The sequence below is a fragment of the Roseicella frigidaeris genome (assembly GCF_003258945.1).
GTDB classification, from domain to species: Bacteria; Pseudomonadota; Alphaproteobacteria; order Acetobacterales; family Acetobacteraceae; genus Paracraurococcus; species Paracraurococcus frigidaeris.
This window is the reverse complement of the sequence record NZ_QLIX01000020.1, coordinates 16,625-30,291: the sequence shown is the minus strand read 5'-3', so window position 1 is coordinate 30,291 and position 13,667 is coordinate 16,625. Positions and strand designations below refer to the sequence as shown.

The following is a 13,667-nucleotide window of genomic DNA, read 5'->3' as shown; positions in this document are numbered from 1 at the left end:
TGGCTCCTCGGGCGATCCCTGCTCGGTAAGCCCCTCGGTTATCGCTGCTTATGTTGCGAAGTGTATCTCATTCTTGCCATATCCCGTCGTGATGGCGAGGGGGCGATACGTTAAAAAAATGAGATTATGGGCGGGGGCCGCGTCGCGCCCCGGTCGGGCCGGGATGGCGCCCCACCTAGATCGCTTGAGGGGGACGCATCGAAAAGCGTGAATCACCCGATCATGCAACGGCCTGGACCGTTGTTTCAGAGCATCTTCACCCGATCAGGTGAGTCCACCTGATCGGGATCTGCTCTGGCCCTCAACAGCGCCCGGCGGGCGTGATAACCCCCGCGCCATGACCCGTCCCTCCGGCCGCGCGCCCGACGCCCTCCGCCCCGCCATCCTCGAGCCCGGCGTCGCCCGCCATGCCGAGGGCTCCTGCCGCATCCGCATGGGCAACACCGAGGTGCTCTGCACCGCCTCGGTCGAGAGCCGGGTGCCGCCCTTCCTGCGCGGCACCGGCCAGGGCTGGGTGACGGCGGAATACGGCATGCTGCCGCGCGCCACCCATACCCGCAGCGACCGCGAGGCGGCGCGCGGCAAGCAGTCCGGCCGGACGCAGGAGATCCAGCGCCTCATCGGCCGCAGCCTGCGCGCGGTGACCGACCTGAAGGCGATGGGCGAGATGGCCGTCACGCTCGATTGCGACGTGCTGACCGCCGATGGCGGCACCCGCTGCGCCAGCATCACCGGCGCCTGGGTGGCGCTGCACCTCGCCTTCCGCCACTGCATGAAGATGAACGTCCTCGCCAGCATGCCGCTGAAGGACCAGGTGGCGGCGGTGTCCTGCGGGATCTGGCAGGGCGAGCCGGTGCTCGATCTCGACTATGCCGAGGACAGCAAGGCGGAGACGGATGCCAATTTCGTCCTCACCGGCCGCGGCGGGCTGGTCGAGGTGCAGGGCACGGCCGAGGGCGAGCCCTTCTCCGAGGCGCAGCTCCTCTCGCTGCTGGGGTTGGCGCGGCAGGGCACGGAGCAGCTCTTCCGGCTGCAGCGCAGCGCGGCCGGGATCGGCTGATGCCCGGCGGCGGGGCGGCCGGCGCGCCGCATCGCCGGCTGGCGCCGGGACGGCTGGTGCTGGCCAGCCACAATGCCGGCAAGCTGCGCGAGGTGGCGGCGCTGGTCGCGCCGCACGGCCTGCAGGTGGTCTCGGCCGGCGAGCTCGGCCTGCCCGAGCCCGCCGAGACCGAGGACAGCTTCCTCGGCAATGCCGCGATCAAGGCCCTGGCGGCGGCGCGCGCCAGCGGCCTGCCGGCGCTGGCCGATGACAGCGGCTTCTCGGTGGCCGCGCTCGGCGGCGATCCCGGGGTGCGCACCGCGGACTGGGCCGAACAACCGGGGGGCGGGCGGGACTACGCCATGGCGATGGCGAAGGTCGCGGCCCTCGCCGCGCCGCAGGCCGATCGCCGCGCCTGGTTCACCTGCGCCCTCGTCCTCGCTTGGCCCGATGGCCATACCGAGGGCTTCGAGGGCCGGGTCGAGGGGCATTGGGTGCAGCCGCCGCGCGGCGATCGCGGCTTCGGCTACGACCCGATGTTCGTGCCCGAGGGCGGCGACGAAACCTTCGGCGAGATGGACCCGGCGGCGAAGCACCGGATCAGCCACCGCGCCCGCGCCTTCGCCCTGCTGGCCGCGGCCTGCCTGCCGCCGGCCGGGTAGGCGGCGCTACCCCTCGACGCGCATGAGCGGCTGGCCGGCGAGCAGCCCGGTCACGCCCGGCCCCAGCCCCATCGCCTGCCGCGCGAAGCCGCGCTTCAGCGCCGGCAGCCGGTCCACCGCGGCGATGCCGAGCCGCCGGGCCCAGCGCACCGGCGCGATGTCGTTGCCGAAGAGCCGCTCCAGCGCGTGCATGCCCGAGAGCATCAGCAGCGTGTCCGGCCGCCGCCGCGCCTGGTAGCGGGCGAGCACCGCCGGCGCGCCGGGATCGGCACCGAGGCTCCAGGCCTCGATCACCGCCTCGGCCAGCGCCGCCACGTCGCGGAAGCCGAGGTTGAGCCCCTGGCCGGCGATCGGGTGCACGCCATGCGCGGCGTCGCCGACCAGGGCCAGGCGGGTATCCGTCCAGCGCTCCACCAGCAGGGCCGAGAGCGGGTAGGACCAGCGCCGGCCGATCGGCCGGATGGCGCCGAGATGCGGGCCGAGCCGGCGCGCCAGCTCCCGCCCGAAGGCCGCGTCGTCGAGCGCCAGCATCCGCCGGGCGATCGCCGTGCGGTCGGCCCAGACGAAGGCCGAGGCATGCGGGAAGGCGGCGTTGCCGAAGCCGCCCGGCCCGGCGAGGGGGAGCTGGGCGAAGGGCCCGTTCGGCAGGAATTGCTCGAGCGCGATGTTGCGGTGCGGCCGCTCATGCGCGAAGGCGCCGACCATACCGATCTGGTGGTAGTCGAGCACCGCGGTGCGGATGCCGGCCTGGCGCCGCAGCGGGCTGTTGCGCCCCTCGGCCGCGACGACGAGGCGGGCGGTCAGCCGCTCGCCGGTCGAGAGGCTGATCCGCGCCCCGTCCGGCCGGCGCTCCACCGCGGCCGTTGCCGGGGCGAAGACCCTGAGATGCGGCATCTCCGGCAGGCGGGCATTCAGCCCGACGCGCAGGCTGCGCGCTTCCACCATGTAGCCGAAGGGCTCGTCGGAGACCGTGGCGGCGTCGAATTGCAGGGCGAGGGGCGAGGCGGGCTCGCCCGGCCGGCCATCGGCGACGCGGATGCCGAGGATGGGGCAGGGAGGGTCGGGCAGCCGCTCCCAGATGCCGGCGGCGCGCAGCAGCCGCTGCGAGGTGAGGGCGATGGCATAGGCCCGGCCGTCGAAGGCCTGCAGCTCCATCGGCGGCAGGGGCTGGGCGTCGACCACGGCGGTCGGCAGGCCGGCGGCGGCGAGGGTCGCGGCCAGGGTGGCGCCGACGGGGCCGGCGCCCAGGATGCAGACCGCGACATCGGAGGCGGAGGTCATGCCGGTTCCTCCCACCGGCCCCGGGGGCGGTCAATGCCCCGACACCCAAATGCCCAACAAACGTGCAGTTGACGCGGAAGGCGCCAGGGGTGGCCGGCTGGCGCCGGCATGGCGCGGCCGCGGGAATTCCGTTGCGGGGATGGCCGCGCCGCGCCGGACACGCCCCGGTGCATCGGCAACACGGCGTCGCGAGCAGGCGCGGCCCCGGCCCGGCCGGGCCGCCGGCACCGTTCGGCCGGTGGCACGGGAATTGGAAGGTGTCGCTGCCGGATACGCAGGAGGTTCGCGGGCCGATGAAGCTGGTGATGGCATTCATCAAGCCCTTCAAGCTGGACGAGGTGCGCGACGCGCTCACTCCGCTCGGCGTGCAGGGGCTGACGGTGACCGAGGTGAAGGGCTTCGGGCGCCAGAAGGGGCAGACGGAGATCTACCGGGGGGCCGAGTACCAGGTCAGCTTCCTGCCCAAGATCAAGATCGAGGTCGTGGTGCCGGCCGACCTCGCCGATGCGGTGTGCGAGGCGATCGCCAAGGCGGCCCGCACCGACAAGATCGGCGACGGCAAGATCTTCGTCCTCGATGTCGAGCGGGCGCTGCGCATCCGCACCGGCGAGACCGACGAGGCGGCGCTCTGACGCCGCCGCGCTTCCAGAACGAACAGAGGATCACACGATGAGGATGCCCGCACGCGTGCTGGCCGGCATGGGTCTGGCGGTGCTCGCCGCCATGCCTGCCCTGGCGCAGGACGACGGCCCGAAGATCGACACCGGCGACACCGCCTGGATGCTCACCTCCACCGCTCTGGTGCTGATGATGACCATCCCGGGCCTGGCGCTCTTCTATGCGGGCATGGTCCGCAAGAAGAACGTGCTGGCCACCATGATGCAGAGCTTCGCCATCACCGCCCTGGTCACGGTGGTCTGGAGCGTCATCGGCTACACGCTCGCCTTCGGCGAGGGCAACGCCTATGTCGGCGACCTGTCCAAGCTCTTCCTCAGCGGCGTCGCGGAGAACTGGGACAAGCCCTTCACGCTCGGCAGCGGCGACGCGGCGGTGGCCTTCACCATCCCCGAGACCGTCTTCCTGACCTTCCAGATGACCTTCGCGATCATCACCCCGGCCCTCATCACCGGCGCCTTCGCCGACCGGATGAAGTTCAGCGCGCTGGTGGTGTTCAACATCCTCTGGACCATCCTGATCTACAGCCCGGTCGCCCACTGGGTCTGGCACCCGAATGGCTGGATCTTCGGCCTCGGCGCGCTCGACTTCGCCGGCGGCACGGTGGTGCACATCAATGCCGGCGTGGCCGGGCTGATCTGCGCCATCACCCTCGGCAAGCGGCTGGGCTACGGGCACGACAACATGTCGCCCTTCAACCTGGCGCTCGCGGTGATCGGCGCGAGCCTGCTCTGGGTGGGCTGGTTCGGCTTCAATGCCGGCTCGGCCGGGGCCGCGGGCGGGCGTGCCGGCATGGCGATGCTGGTCACCCAGATCGCCGCCGGCGCCGCGACCCTCTCCTGGCTGTTCGCCGAATGGGCGACCAAGGGCAAGCCGAGCGTCCTCGGCGCCATCTCCGGGGCCGTCGCCGGCCTGGTCGCCATCACCCCGGCCTCCGGCTTCGTGCTGCCGGTGCCGGCGCTGATCATCGGCCTGGTCGCCGGCCTCGCCGGCTTCTGGGGCGCCACCGCTCTGAAGCACATGTGCGGCTACGACGACAGCCTGGATGCCTTCGGCGTGCACGGCGTCTGCGGCATCGTCGGCTCGCTGCTGACCGGCGTCTTCGCCTATGGCGCGCTCTCGGCCACCACGGCGGCGCCGGAGGGCGTCTCGGGCAGCTTCGACCAGTTCATCATCCAACTGGAAGCGACCGCGGCGGTCTTCGCCTACTCGGCGATCGGCACCTTCATCCTGCTCAAGATCACCGATGTGATCGTCGGCCTGCGCGTGGCCGAGGACGAGGAGCGCGAGGGCCTCGACGTCACCCAGCACGGCGAGCGCCTCGCCTGACAGCGCGGGAGGGGGCGCGAGCCCCCTCCCTTTTTTTGGCGACCGGGAAAGTTGCTCTAACCAAACGGAACGCCGCTTCAACCGACACGGGGACCAGGAAACCATGACCGACCATTCCGGGCTGCCGCAGCGGCCCGCCGCCCTGCTCCGCAAGGCGGTCCTCGCCATCGCCGCGCTCGTCCTGCCGGCCCTGCCGGCGGCGGCGCAGCAGCAGATCGATTCGCTCGGCCTGACGGTGACGACGACGCCGGCGATCTCGAACGACTACCTCTTCCGCGGCATCAGCCAGACCCGCAACAACTGGGCCTACCAGGCGACGCTCGACGTGCAGCACGAGAGCGGCGTCTATGTCGGGGCCTTCCTGTCGAACGCGAAATTCCTCGCCAGCCCCTGGAACGACACGCGCCAGGAGCTCGACCTGATGGCCGGCTACCGCTTCGCGCTCGGCGGCATCAATTTCGACATCGGCTATATCGGCTACACCTATCCGGGGCAGGACAAGGCGCCGGGCACGCAGCTGAACGAGTACCAGGAGATCGCGGTCAAGGCGAACTACACCATCGACCCGGTGAAGATCCTGGCCGCCTATAACTACTCGCCGAACTTCTTCGGGCGGTCGGGCGCCGGCAATTACATCGAGGGCGGCGTCGACGTGACCCTGCCCTTCGAGCTCACCGCCTCCGGCCGGGTCGGCTACCAGTGGATCCAGAAGAACACCTTCTTCGGCACGCCCGACTATCTCTGGTACTCCATCGGCGTCTCGCGCGAGATCTACTGGGGCGTGACCGCGACGGTGGCCTGGTACGACACCAACATCAGCAAGAACGAATGCGCGCCGGTGGCCGACCGGGCGACCGGCGGCCAGCGGATCTGCGAGGGGCGGGTGCTCTTCACGCTGAGCAAGATCTTCTGATCCTCCCCATCAGGGGGCGGAAGGCAGGAGGCGCCGCCCGCCGGGCCGGCGCCTTCCGCAGGCCTGCCCGGCCGCGCTGCCAGGGTCGATACGCCTGCGGCCTGTACCACATCTCGCTTTCTCAGGGCGTTGCGGGTTAATCTTCGCGTCTCCTTCCAGCCGGATCCTCGCCGCGCCCATGTCTGCGACCCGCGCCTCCATGCCCTCCGCCCAACTCTCCGGGGTCCGCCGCTTCGCCTCGCCGGCCGTCAAGGCGGCGATCCGACGGCGGCTCTTCGAAGTCCTCGGCCTCGTCTGCGGCCTGACCGGCCTGGCCCTGCTGGTCGCGCTCGCCAGCTACGACGCCGCCGATCCCTCGCTCTCCACCGCCACCACCCGGGCGCCGGCCAACCTCGCCGGCCCGGCGGGCGCGGTGCTGTCGGACCTGATGCTGCAGGGCTTCGGCTGGGCCGGCGTGCTGCCGGGCCTGGCGCTGCTCGCCTGGGCCTGGCGGCTGGCGACGCATCGCGGCCTCGGCCTCTTCCCCGCCCGGCTGGCGGCGCTGCTCGCGGCGCTGCCGATCGGCGGCGCGGCGTTGACCCTTGCGCCGCTGCCGGCTCCGGCCAGCGCCGGGCCGGGCGGCGCCGGCGGGGCGGTCACCGCGCATGCGCTGCACGACACCGCCGAGGCGCTGCTCGGGCCCTTCGGCAGCGTGGTGACCAGCATGGCGCTGGTCGGGCTGACCCTGCTGCTGGCCATCCCCGCCTTCGGCCTCTCGCCGGCGGAGTGGCTGCGGGTCGGCCGCGCCGCCCGCGACTCGGCGAGCGGCCTCGGCCGGGCCGGCGGGGCGGGGGCGCGCAGCGCGGCGGGGCTGCTGGCGCGGCTGGGCCGGCCGCTCGGGGGGATGCTGCGCTGGCGCGCCCGGCGCCCGGCGGCCCCGGCGGCGGACCTCGCCGCGGTGCTGCGCGCCGCCGATGCGGCCGCCGAGCAGCGCCGCCCGGCGCGGGGCCCGAGCGTCCCGCCGCCCGCCCGGCCGGCGCCGCCGCCACCGGCCCCATCCGCGGAGGAGGAGGCCGAGTCGCCGCGCGGCGCCGGCCGCGGGCCGCGCATCGCCCCGCCGGCGCCGCCGCCGCACACCGCGCGGCCGGTGCGGCAGGAGGTGCAGCCGTTGGTCGGCGAGGTGCCCTGGCGCCTGCCGCCGATCGACCTGCTGCAGGCGCCGGGCAAGCGGGTCGGCCGGCCGAGCGAGGAGGCGCTCGCCGCCAATGCCCGGATGCTCGAGCAGGTGCTCGAGGATTACGGCGTCCGCGGCCGCATCGCCGGCATCAATCCCGGGCCGGTGGTCACGCTCTACGAGCTGGAGCCGGCGCCGGGCACCAAATCCGCCCGCGTCATCGGCCTCGCCGACGACATCGCCCGCAACATGCATGTGACGGCGGTGCGCATCGCGACCGTGCCGGGGCGCAACGTCATCGGCATCGAGCTGCCGAACGCCAAGCGCGAGACGGTCTACTTCTCCGAGATGATGGGCTCGGAGGACTGGCAGCGGCACCCCGGGCGGCTGCCGCTGGCGCTGGGCAAGGATATCGGCGGCCTGCCGGTCATCGCCGACCTCGCCCGCATGCCGCACCTGCTCATCGCCGGCACCACCGGCTCGGGCAAGTCGGTCGCCATCAACACCATGATCCTCTCCCTCCTCTGGCGCTTCGGGCCGGAGGAGTGCCGCTTCATCATGATCGACCCGAAGATGCTGGAGCTCTCGGTCTATGACCGCATCCCGCATCTGCTCGCCCCCGTCGTCACCGAGCCGCCCAAGGCCATCGGCGCGCTGAAATGGACGGTGCGCGAGATGGAGCGCCGCTACCGCGCCATGTCGCAGCTCGGGGTGCGCAACATCGCGGGCTACAACGAGAAGGTGGGCGAGGCGCGGCGGCGCGGCGAGGTGCTGAACCGGCGGGTGCAGACCGGCTTCGACCCGGAGACCGGCAAGCCGGTCTTCGAGGACCAGCCCCTGGTCCTGGTGCCGCTGCCGATGATCGTCGTCATCATCGACGAGGTCGCCGACCTGATGATGGTGGCGGGCAAGGAGATCGAGGCCGCCGTGCAGCGCCTGGCGCAGATGGCGCGCGCCGCCGGCATCCATGTGATCATGGCGACGCAGCGGCCCTCGGTCGATGTCATCACCGGCACCATCAAGGCCAATTTCCCGACCCGCATCTCCTTCCAGGTGACGAGCAAGATCGACAGCCGCACCATCCTCGGCGAGATGGGCGCCGAGCAGCTGCTGGGCCAGGGCGACATGCTGCACATGGCCGGCGGCGGCCGCGTCAGCCGCGTCCATGGGCCCTTCGTCTCGGATGGCGAGGTCGAGAAGGTGGTGGAGTTCCTCCGCGCCCAGGGCGAGCCGGCCTATGTCGAGGAGGTCACCGAGACCGAGGAGGAGGAGGGCGGCGACGGCCTCTCCCTCTCCGGCATCGCCGGCGCCTCGGATTCGGAGAAGAGCCTGTTCGACCAGGCCGTCGAGCTGGTCAGCCGCGAGGGCAAGGCCAGCACCTCCTTCATCCAGCGCCATCTCAACATCGGCTACAACCGCGCCGCCAAGCTGATCGAGCAGATGGAGAAGGAGGGCGTGGTCGGGCCGGCCAACCATGTCGGCAAGCGCGAGGTGCTGGCGCGCCGCAGCCAGGAGGAGTGATGCGCCGCTTCCTTCCCGTCCTCGCCCTCGTCCTCGCTCTGGGGGCGGCGCTGCCCGCGGCGGCCGAGGAGCGGCCCCTGCTGCAGCCGAGCCGCGACGTCGCGGTGACCTATCGGGTGGTGGGCGGCCAGGCGGCCGGGCGCAGCCTGCGCATGGCCTGGCTCGCCGCCGCCCGGAAGCTGCGCATCGAGGCGCCCGGCATGCAGGGCTGGTCGGTGATCGACCAGAAGGCGCAGCGCATGCTGGTGGTGATGGAGCGCGAGCGGGCCGTCGTCGAGGTGCCGCCCGCCGCCGGCGGCACGCTGCTGCCGACCGAGCCGCCCGCCAATGCCCGGTTCAGCCGCGGCGGCAGCGCCACCATCGCCGGGCTGCCCTGCACGGTCTGGACCTACGAGGATGGCCGCGCGCGCGGGGAGACCTGCCTGACCGCGGATGGCGTCATGCTCCGCAGCAGCGGCAGCCTGGGCGAGCAGGCCGGCACGGTGGAGGCGGTCACGGTCTCCTACGGCCCGCAGGACCCGGCCCGCTTCCAGGCGCCGCCCGGCTATCGCAACCTGGCCCTGCCGCCCGGCGCGCTGCAAGGCGGCCCGCCGCCGGCGCGCTGACCCTTCGAAGGGCGGGGGCAGCGGAACGCGATCTGCGCCAGGGCGTGGTCGCTCAGGCCCGGTCCGGTACGTCCACCGATCGGGATCTGCTCTAGGCGGCGATCCCCGGCTCCGGCGCGGCCGGTGCGCGCGGCGCCAGCGTCAGCAGCAGCCGGGCGAGGCGCATCTGCCTGGGCAAGGTCTCCGGCGGCAGCGGCCGGGCTGCGGACAGCACCGGGCTCGCCGCCTCGACCGCCGCCCAGGCCGCGCCGAACCGCGGCGCGGCGAGCAGGCTGCCGAGCGCCCCGGCCGGCAGGCCGAGCCGCCTCGCCCAGCCCCGGAAGCCCGGCGTCTCGGCCGCGACGAGGCCGATGCCCTGCTCCCAGAAGGCCCGCAGCGCGCGCCGCGCCAGCAGCCGCCGCCGCCAGGCCAGGACCGGCTCGACCGGCCCCGGCGACAGCTCGGCCTCGACCCGCATCCCCGCGACGTGGCGGAGGCGGCCATCCTGCCGCCGCAAGGCCGCCAGCAGGCCGGGGAAGCCCTCCGGCCCGGGCAGCAGGCCCTCCGGCCGCGCCAGCAGCCCGGCGCGGAGGGCGAAGCTCGCCACCGTCTCCTGGCCATGCGCCGGGTGGGGATCGGCCGGATCGGGATCGAGGCGGGCGGCGAGGGCGGCGAGCAGGCCGGCATAGCGCGCCGCCGGGTCCGGACCCGCTGCCGGCGCCACCGCCTCGCCGAACACCGCATCGGCGCCGTCGGCCAGGCCGGCCATGGCCCGCTCCAGCCAATGCGGCTCCGGCACCGCCGCGGCCAGGGTGGTGAGGACGGGGCCCTCCGGCGCCACCCAGGCCGCCGCCCTGGCCAGCGCCTCGCGCAGCGCCGCATGCGTCGCCGCCGGCGGGGCGAGGGTCAGCAGGAAGGGCAGGGAGGGGCCGAGGGGCTGCAACGCCGCTTGCAGCGGCGCCACCGGCCCCTCCGGCACCACCACCGCGCCGAAGGCGCCCGGGGCCAGCCACAGCCCGTTCCGGCTCCGCTGCAAGGCCAGCGCGCAGAGGCAGCGCACCAGCAGGGCCGGCTGCTGGCCGGCGGCGAGCGCGACCACCGCCCGGGGGCGTGTCGCGGTGCTGGAGGTCGCCGCAAGCTGCGGCAGGAGGAAGGGCATCGGGGCGGATACTGCCAGGGGATGATGAAGGAACGTCTCAGGCCGCCACTCGTCCCATGCTTCGGCGCCGGGAGGGGAGTCACGCCCCTGTCACGGCGCTTCACGTTCGCGGCGCCTCCCGCCGCGTCACGCTTCGCAACGATGGGGCGGCGCCGCGGGGCTTTCCCCCCGGCGGCGCCCGGTCCACATGGAGGGCGATGCTGCGCCGATCCCTGCTCGCCCTGCCCATCCTCCTGCCGGCCTGCCCGGCCCTGGCCCAGTCCCGGCCGCTCTCCGAGCGCGACCGGGCGGACATCGCCCGGGCCGAGGCCTGGCTGAACCGCCTCACCAGCCTGAAGGCGCGCTTCCTGCAAATCGCGCAGAACGGCGCCTCGGCGGAGGGTACGGGCTGGATCGTGCGGCCGGGGAAGATGCGGTTCGAGTACGATCCGCCCGAACCCCTGCTCCTCGTCGCCAGCTATGGCCAGTTCTTCTACTTCGACCGCCAGCTCAAGCAGGCGACCACCCTGCCGATCGGCTCGACGCCGCTCGGCATATTGCTGCGCGACGACCTCCGCCTCTCGGGCGATGTCAGCGTCAGCGGGGTGGAGCGGGGCGGCGGCATGCTGCGGATCACCCTGGTCCGCACCGGGCGCGCCGCCGAGGGCCAGCTCACGCTGGTCTTCGCCCAGGACCCGATCGAGCTGCGGCAATGGGTCGTGGTGGATGCGCAGGGGCAGCAGACGCGGGTGACGCTCTCGCAGCCGGAATTCGGCGGGCGCTTCCCCGCGATCCTGTTCGACTTCAACGATCCGCGCTTCCGCGAGGCGCTGGGCATCCCCTAGAGCAGATCCTGTCCGGATGAACTCATCCGGACAGGTGAATATGCTCATAAAAACAAATACCTAGAGCATTGCATGTGAACGGAAGTTCGCAGGAAATGCGCTAGAGCATCGTCCGCTCCGCCGCATTCGCGGCCAATGCTCCAGCGCGCTGTTTTCAGGGCATCCTCCCCCGCTCAAGTGCGTCCACTCGAACGGGACCTGCCCTGGACACGAGCCGCGCATGCCGGTTCCAGGCGATCGCGCTCGGGGCCGCCCATGCGGCGTCGCCCACGCTGCCATGCGGCAATCCCCGCCCTGGGGCGGCGCGAGGCGCTTATCTCCCCGTCACGAGCGGCGGCCGGGTCAAGGAAACGGTCAGGGATTGGCGCGAAACCTGCATCGCAATCGTCGCCAGGATCGACGCCGCCATCTTGATCGCGCCGCAATCGGGGGTGAAGCTGCAACCGTGATGAAACCGCTCATCGGCATTTCCTGTTGCGTGAAGGCGTTCGGCATCTTCGCCACACCGAACCATGCGGCCTCCGACAGCTATGTCCGCGTGGTGCTCGGGCCGGTGGGCGGGATCCCCGTGCTGCTGCCGGCGGCGGGGGAGGCGATGGCGCCGCAGATCCTGCCGCGGCTCGACGGCCTCATCCTCACCGGCAGCCGTTCCAATGTCTGCCCGGAATTCTATGCCGGCCCGCCGCATGCCGAGGGCACGCCGGAGGATCTGGCGCGGGATGCCACCACCCTGCCGCTGATCCGCGCCGCCATCGCCGCCGGGGTGCCGCTGCTGGCCATCTGCCGGGGCTTCCAGGAGCTGAACGTGGCGCTCGGCGGCAGCCTCGACCAGCGGATCCAAGACCTGCCGGGCCGCATCGACCACTCGACGCCGGCCGACCAGCCGCTGCCGCGGATCCGCGTCGCCAAGGCGCATGGGCTGCGGCTGCAGCCGGAGAGCCTGGTCGCCGAGCTGGCCGGCCGCACCGAGCTGATGGTGAACTCCCTGCACAACCAGGGCATCGCCCGGCTGGCGCCGCGCCTCGAGGCCGAGGCCTGGGCGCCGGATGGGACGATCGAGGCGGTGCGGGTGAAGGATGCCCCCGGATTCGCCTATGGCGTGCAGTGGCATCCCGAGTATGATTGGGAACGCGATCCGGTCAGCCGGGCGCTGTTCGAGCGTTTCGGGGCCGCCGCCATGGCCTGCGCCGGTCGCCGGGCTGGGCCCAGCGGCCAAGCGCTGGCGCAAGCGGCGGAATAGCAACATCCAACCTCCGGCTGTTGGGGTTGCTGCGACTTCTGGTCACAGTTGCGCGACTTGTGGGCGATATGGCGGTCTCGCATGCCTGCGTCGCGCAAAGGCTTTTGCTTCCGCGCCCGGTCATCGCTAATATCCACAGGCCAACCCGCCTATAATGGGTTGGTGGCCGAGGCCGGTTTCCCCTGCCGGCTCGCCCGACCTTTCCGATCGGAAGCAACAACAACGGCGCCCGGACACCCCCCTGTCCGGGCGCTTTTTTTGCCTTTTTGCCGTTTCTCCGCAAGTTAGCCGCTGTACTTGATGTATGACGCCAAGTGTAGCCGGCTTCTCCAGAGCAGCTTTGCGGCGCCGCGTTGACCCCTCCGGCCGGCGGCGTTGCGAACCCCTTGCATCTGCCGCCGCCGCACAGGCCACTGGGGCTCGAGCGGTTCCAGTCCGCCCGGCCTGGGGCTAAAGCAGCAGCCAGCACCCGGGCCGCCCCAGCCGGCATCCCCTTCCCGGGCATTGCGCCATCCCGGGCGGCGCCGCCCGCTTGCAGGAGTGCCACGCGGCATGTCCGATTACGTCATCGCCCCGCCGGTCATCGCCGCCCTGCCCATCCAGGGCAGCGGGCAGATGTTCCCGGTGCGCCGGATCTTCTGCGTCGGCCGGAACTACGCCGAGCACGCCATCGAGATGGGCAGCGACCCGAGCCGCGAGCCGCCCTTCTACTTCACCAAGCCGTCCGATGCGCTGGTGGTGGATGGCGCCGACATGCCCTACCCGCCGATGACCAAGCAGCTGCACCACGAGATGGAACTGGTGGTGGCGATCGGCTCGGCCGGCGCCGACATCCCGGTCGCGCAGGCGATGGGCCATGTCTGGGGCTATTGCGCCGGCCTCGACATGACGCGGCGCGACCTGCAGAACGAGGCGAAGAAGACCGGCCGGCCCTGGGACATGGGCAAGGGCTTCGACAATTCGGCGCCGATGGGCGCGCTGGTGCCGGCCCGGGGCGTCGATGTCTCGAAGGGCCGGATCGAGCTCAAGGTGAACGGCAAGGTCGTGCAGTCCTCCGACCTCTCCAAGCTGATCTGGTCGGTGCCGGAGGTGATCTCGAACCTCTCCCACCTGGTCCGCCTCGCGCCGGGCGACCTGATCATGACCGGCACCCCCGAGGGCGTCGCCGCGGTGCAGCGGGGCGACCTGCTGGAGGGCATCGTCGAGGGCGTGGGCGAGGTGCGGACGCGGATCGTCTGACCGCGCCCCGGCGCCAAACGGGCCGCCGAGGATTGTGGCCGCTGCCGC

General features: G+C 72.5%; 12 protein-coding genes. 10 read left to right on the top strand and 2 right to left on the bottom strand.

The window, feature by feature from the left end; genetic code table 11:
- The first annotated feature begins 337 nt into the window (after positions 1 to 337).
- Positions 338 to 1,060 (top strand): ribonuclease PH, encoded by a 723-nt coding sequence (gene rph, locus DOO78_RS20185; RefSeq protein ID WP_111471680.1) that lies wholly within the window; start codon positions 338 to 340, stop codon positions 1,058 to 1,060.
- On the top strand, positions 1,060 to 1,701 hold the full coding sequence (locus tag DOO78_RS20180; protein ID WP_111471679.1) for a non-canonical purine NTP pyrophosphatase: 642 nt from the start codon (positions 1,060 to 1,062) through the stop codon (positions 1,699 to 1,701). The genes rph and DOO78_RS20180 overlap by 1 nt, the downstream gene beginning before the upstream one ends.
- Before the next feature lie 6 nt (positions 1,702 to 1,707).
- On the opposite strand, the gene DOO78_RS20175 is transcribed toward DOO78_RS20180, so the two are convergent.
- Positions 1,708 to 2,982, bottom strand: coding sequence for a UbiH/UbiF/VisC/COQ6 family ubiquinone biosynthesis hydroxylase (locus DOO78_RS20175; protein ID WP_111471678.1), 1,275 nt, complete (start codon positions 2,980 to 2,982; stop codon positions 1,708 to 1,710).
- Between the two features lie 293 nt (positions 2,983 to 3,275).
- Between DOO78_RS20175 and DOO78_RS20170 the strand changes: the two genes are divergently transcribed.
- The 5 genes from DOO78_RS20170 (at position 3,276) to DOO78_RS20150 (ending at position 9,178) form a co-directional block, all read left to right on the top strand.
- Entirely contained in the window at positions 3,276 to 3,614 is a 339-nt protein-coding gene (locus DOO78_RS20170) for a P-II family nitrogen regulator (RefSeq protein WP_111471677.1), read from the top strand.
- 37 nt (positions 3,615 to 3,651) lie between these two features.
- Complete coding sequence (locus DOO78_RS20165) at positions 3,652 to 4,986, top strand: ammonium transporter (RefSeq protein WP_111471676.1); 1,335 nt, start codon at positions 3,652 to 3,654, stop codon at positions 4,984 to 4,986.
- 103 nt (positions 4,987 to 5,089) lie between these two features.
- Entirely contained in the window at positions 5,090 to 5,899 is an 810-nt protein-coding gene (locus DOO78_RS20160) for a TorF family putative porin (protein WP_111471675.1), read from the top strand.
- 178 nt (positions 5,900 to 6,077) lie between these two features.
- Positions 6,078 to 8,573, top strand: coding sequence for a DNA translocase FtsK (locus DOO78_RS20155; protein ID WP_243634657.1), 2,496 nt, complete (start codon positions 6,078 to 6,080; stop codon positions 8,571 to 8,573).
- Entirely contained in the window at positions 8,573 to 9,178 is a 606-nt protein-coding gene (locus tag DOO78_RS20150; protein ID WP_111471673.1) for a hypothetical protein, read from the top strand. Before DOO78_RS20155 ends, DOO78_RS20150 begins: the two co-directional genes overlap by 1 nt.
- Positions 9,179 to 9,269: 91 nt before the next feature.
- Here the strand turns inward: DOO78_RS20150 and DOO78_RS20145 are convergent, their stop codons facing one another.
- The gene (locus tag DOO78_RS20145) at positions 9,270 to 10,316 is read right to left on the bottom strand and encodes a hypothetical protein (RefSeq protein WP_111471672.1); all 1,047 of its coding nucleotides are present in this window, start codon (positions 10,314 to 10,316) and stop codon (positions 9,270 to 9,272) included.
- A 197-nt stretch (positions 10,317 to 10,513) separates the two neighbouring features.
- Between DOO78_RS20145 and DOO78_RS20140 the strand changes: the two genes are divergently transcribed.
- The 3 genes from DOO78_RS20140 (at position 10,514) to DOO78_RS20130 (ending at position 13,619) form a co-directional block, all read left to right on the top strand.
- A complete protein-coding gene (locus DOO78_RS20140) occupies positions 10,514 to 11,140 on the top strand; it encodes a LolA family protein (RefSeq protein ID WP_111471671.1) in 627 nt (208 codons plus the stop codon).
- A 448-nt stretch (positions 11,141 to 11,588) separates the two neighbouring features.
- Positions 11,589 to 12,380 carry a gamma-glutamyl-gamma-aminobutyrate hydrolase family protein gene (locus tag DOO78_RS20135; RefSeq protein ID WP_111471670.1) on the top strand — a complete coding sequence of 264 codons (792 nt, stop codon included), beginning with the start codon at positions 11,589 to 11,591 and terminating at the stop codon, positions 12,378 to 12,380.
- Positions 12,381 to 12,932: 552 nt separating this feature from the next.
- Positions 12,933 to 13,619, top strand: a complete 687-nt coding sequence (locus DOO78_RS20130) for a fumarylacetoacetate hydrolase family protein (RefSeq protein WP_111471669.1) — start codon at positions 12,933 to 12,935, stop codon at positions 13,617 to 13,619.
- Positions 13,620 to 13,667: the final 48 nt, after the last annotated feature.

Bases quoted from the DNA above. Each gene is read 5' to 3' on its own strand.
- DOO78_RS20180 (WP_111471679.1), top strand. From the start codon at position 1,060: ATGCCCGGCGGCGGGGCGGCCGGCGCGCCGCATCGCCGGCTGGCGCCG.
- DOO78_RS20175 (WP_111471678.1), bottom strand. From the start codon at position 2,982: ATGACCTCCGCCTCCGATGTCGCGGTCTGCATCCTGGGCGCCGGCCCC.
- rph (WP_111471680.1), top strand. From the start codon at position 338: ATGACCCGTCCCTCCGGCCGCGCGCCCGACGCCCTCCGCCCCGCCATC.
- DOO78_RS20160 (WP_111471675.1), top strand. From the start codon at position 5,090: ATGACCGACCATTCCGGGCTGCCGCAGCGGCCCGCCGCCCTGCTCCGC.
- DOO78_RS20170 (WP_111471677.1), top strand. From the start codon at position 3,276: ATGAAGCTGGTGATGGCATTCATCAAGCCCTTCAAGCTGGACGAGGTG.
- DOO78_RS20165 (WP_111471676.1), top strand. From the start codon at position 3,652: ATGAGGATGCCCGCACGCGTGCTGGCCGGCATGGGTCTGGCGGTGCTC.
- DOO78_RS20135 (WP_111471670.1), top strand. From the start codon at position 11,589: ATGAAACCGCTCATCGGCATTTCCTGTTGCGTGAAGGCGTTCGGCATC.
- DOO78_RS20150 (WP_111471673.1), top strand. From the start codon at position 8,573: ATGCGCCGCTTCCTTCCCGTCCTCGCCCTCGTCCTCGCTCTGGGGGCG.
- DOO78_RS20155 (WP_243634657.1), top strand. From the start codon at position 6,078: ATGTCTGCGACCCGCGCCTCCATGCCCTCCGCCCAACTCTCCGGGGTC.
- DOO78_RS20130 (WP_111471669.1), top strand. From the start codon at position 12,933: ATGTCCGATTACGTCATCGCCCCGCCGGTCATCGCCGCCCTGCCCATC.
- DOO78_RS20145 (WP_111471672.1), bottom strand. From the start codon at position 10,316: ATGCCCTTCCTCCTGCCGCAGCTTGCGGCGACCTCCAGCACCGCGACA.
- DOO78_RS20140 (WP_111471671.1), top strand. From the start codon at position 10,514: ATGCTGCGCCGATCCCTGCTCGCCCTGCCCATCCTCCTGCCGGCCTGC.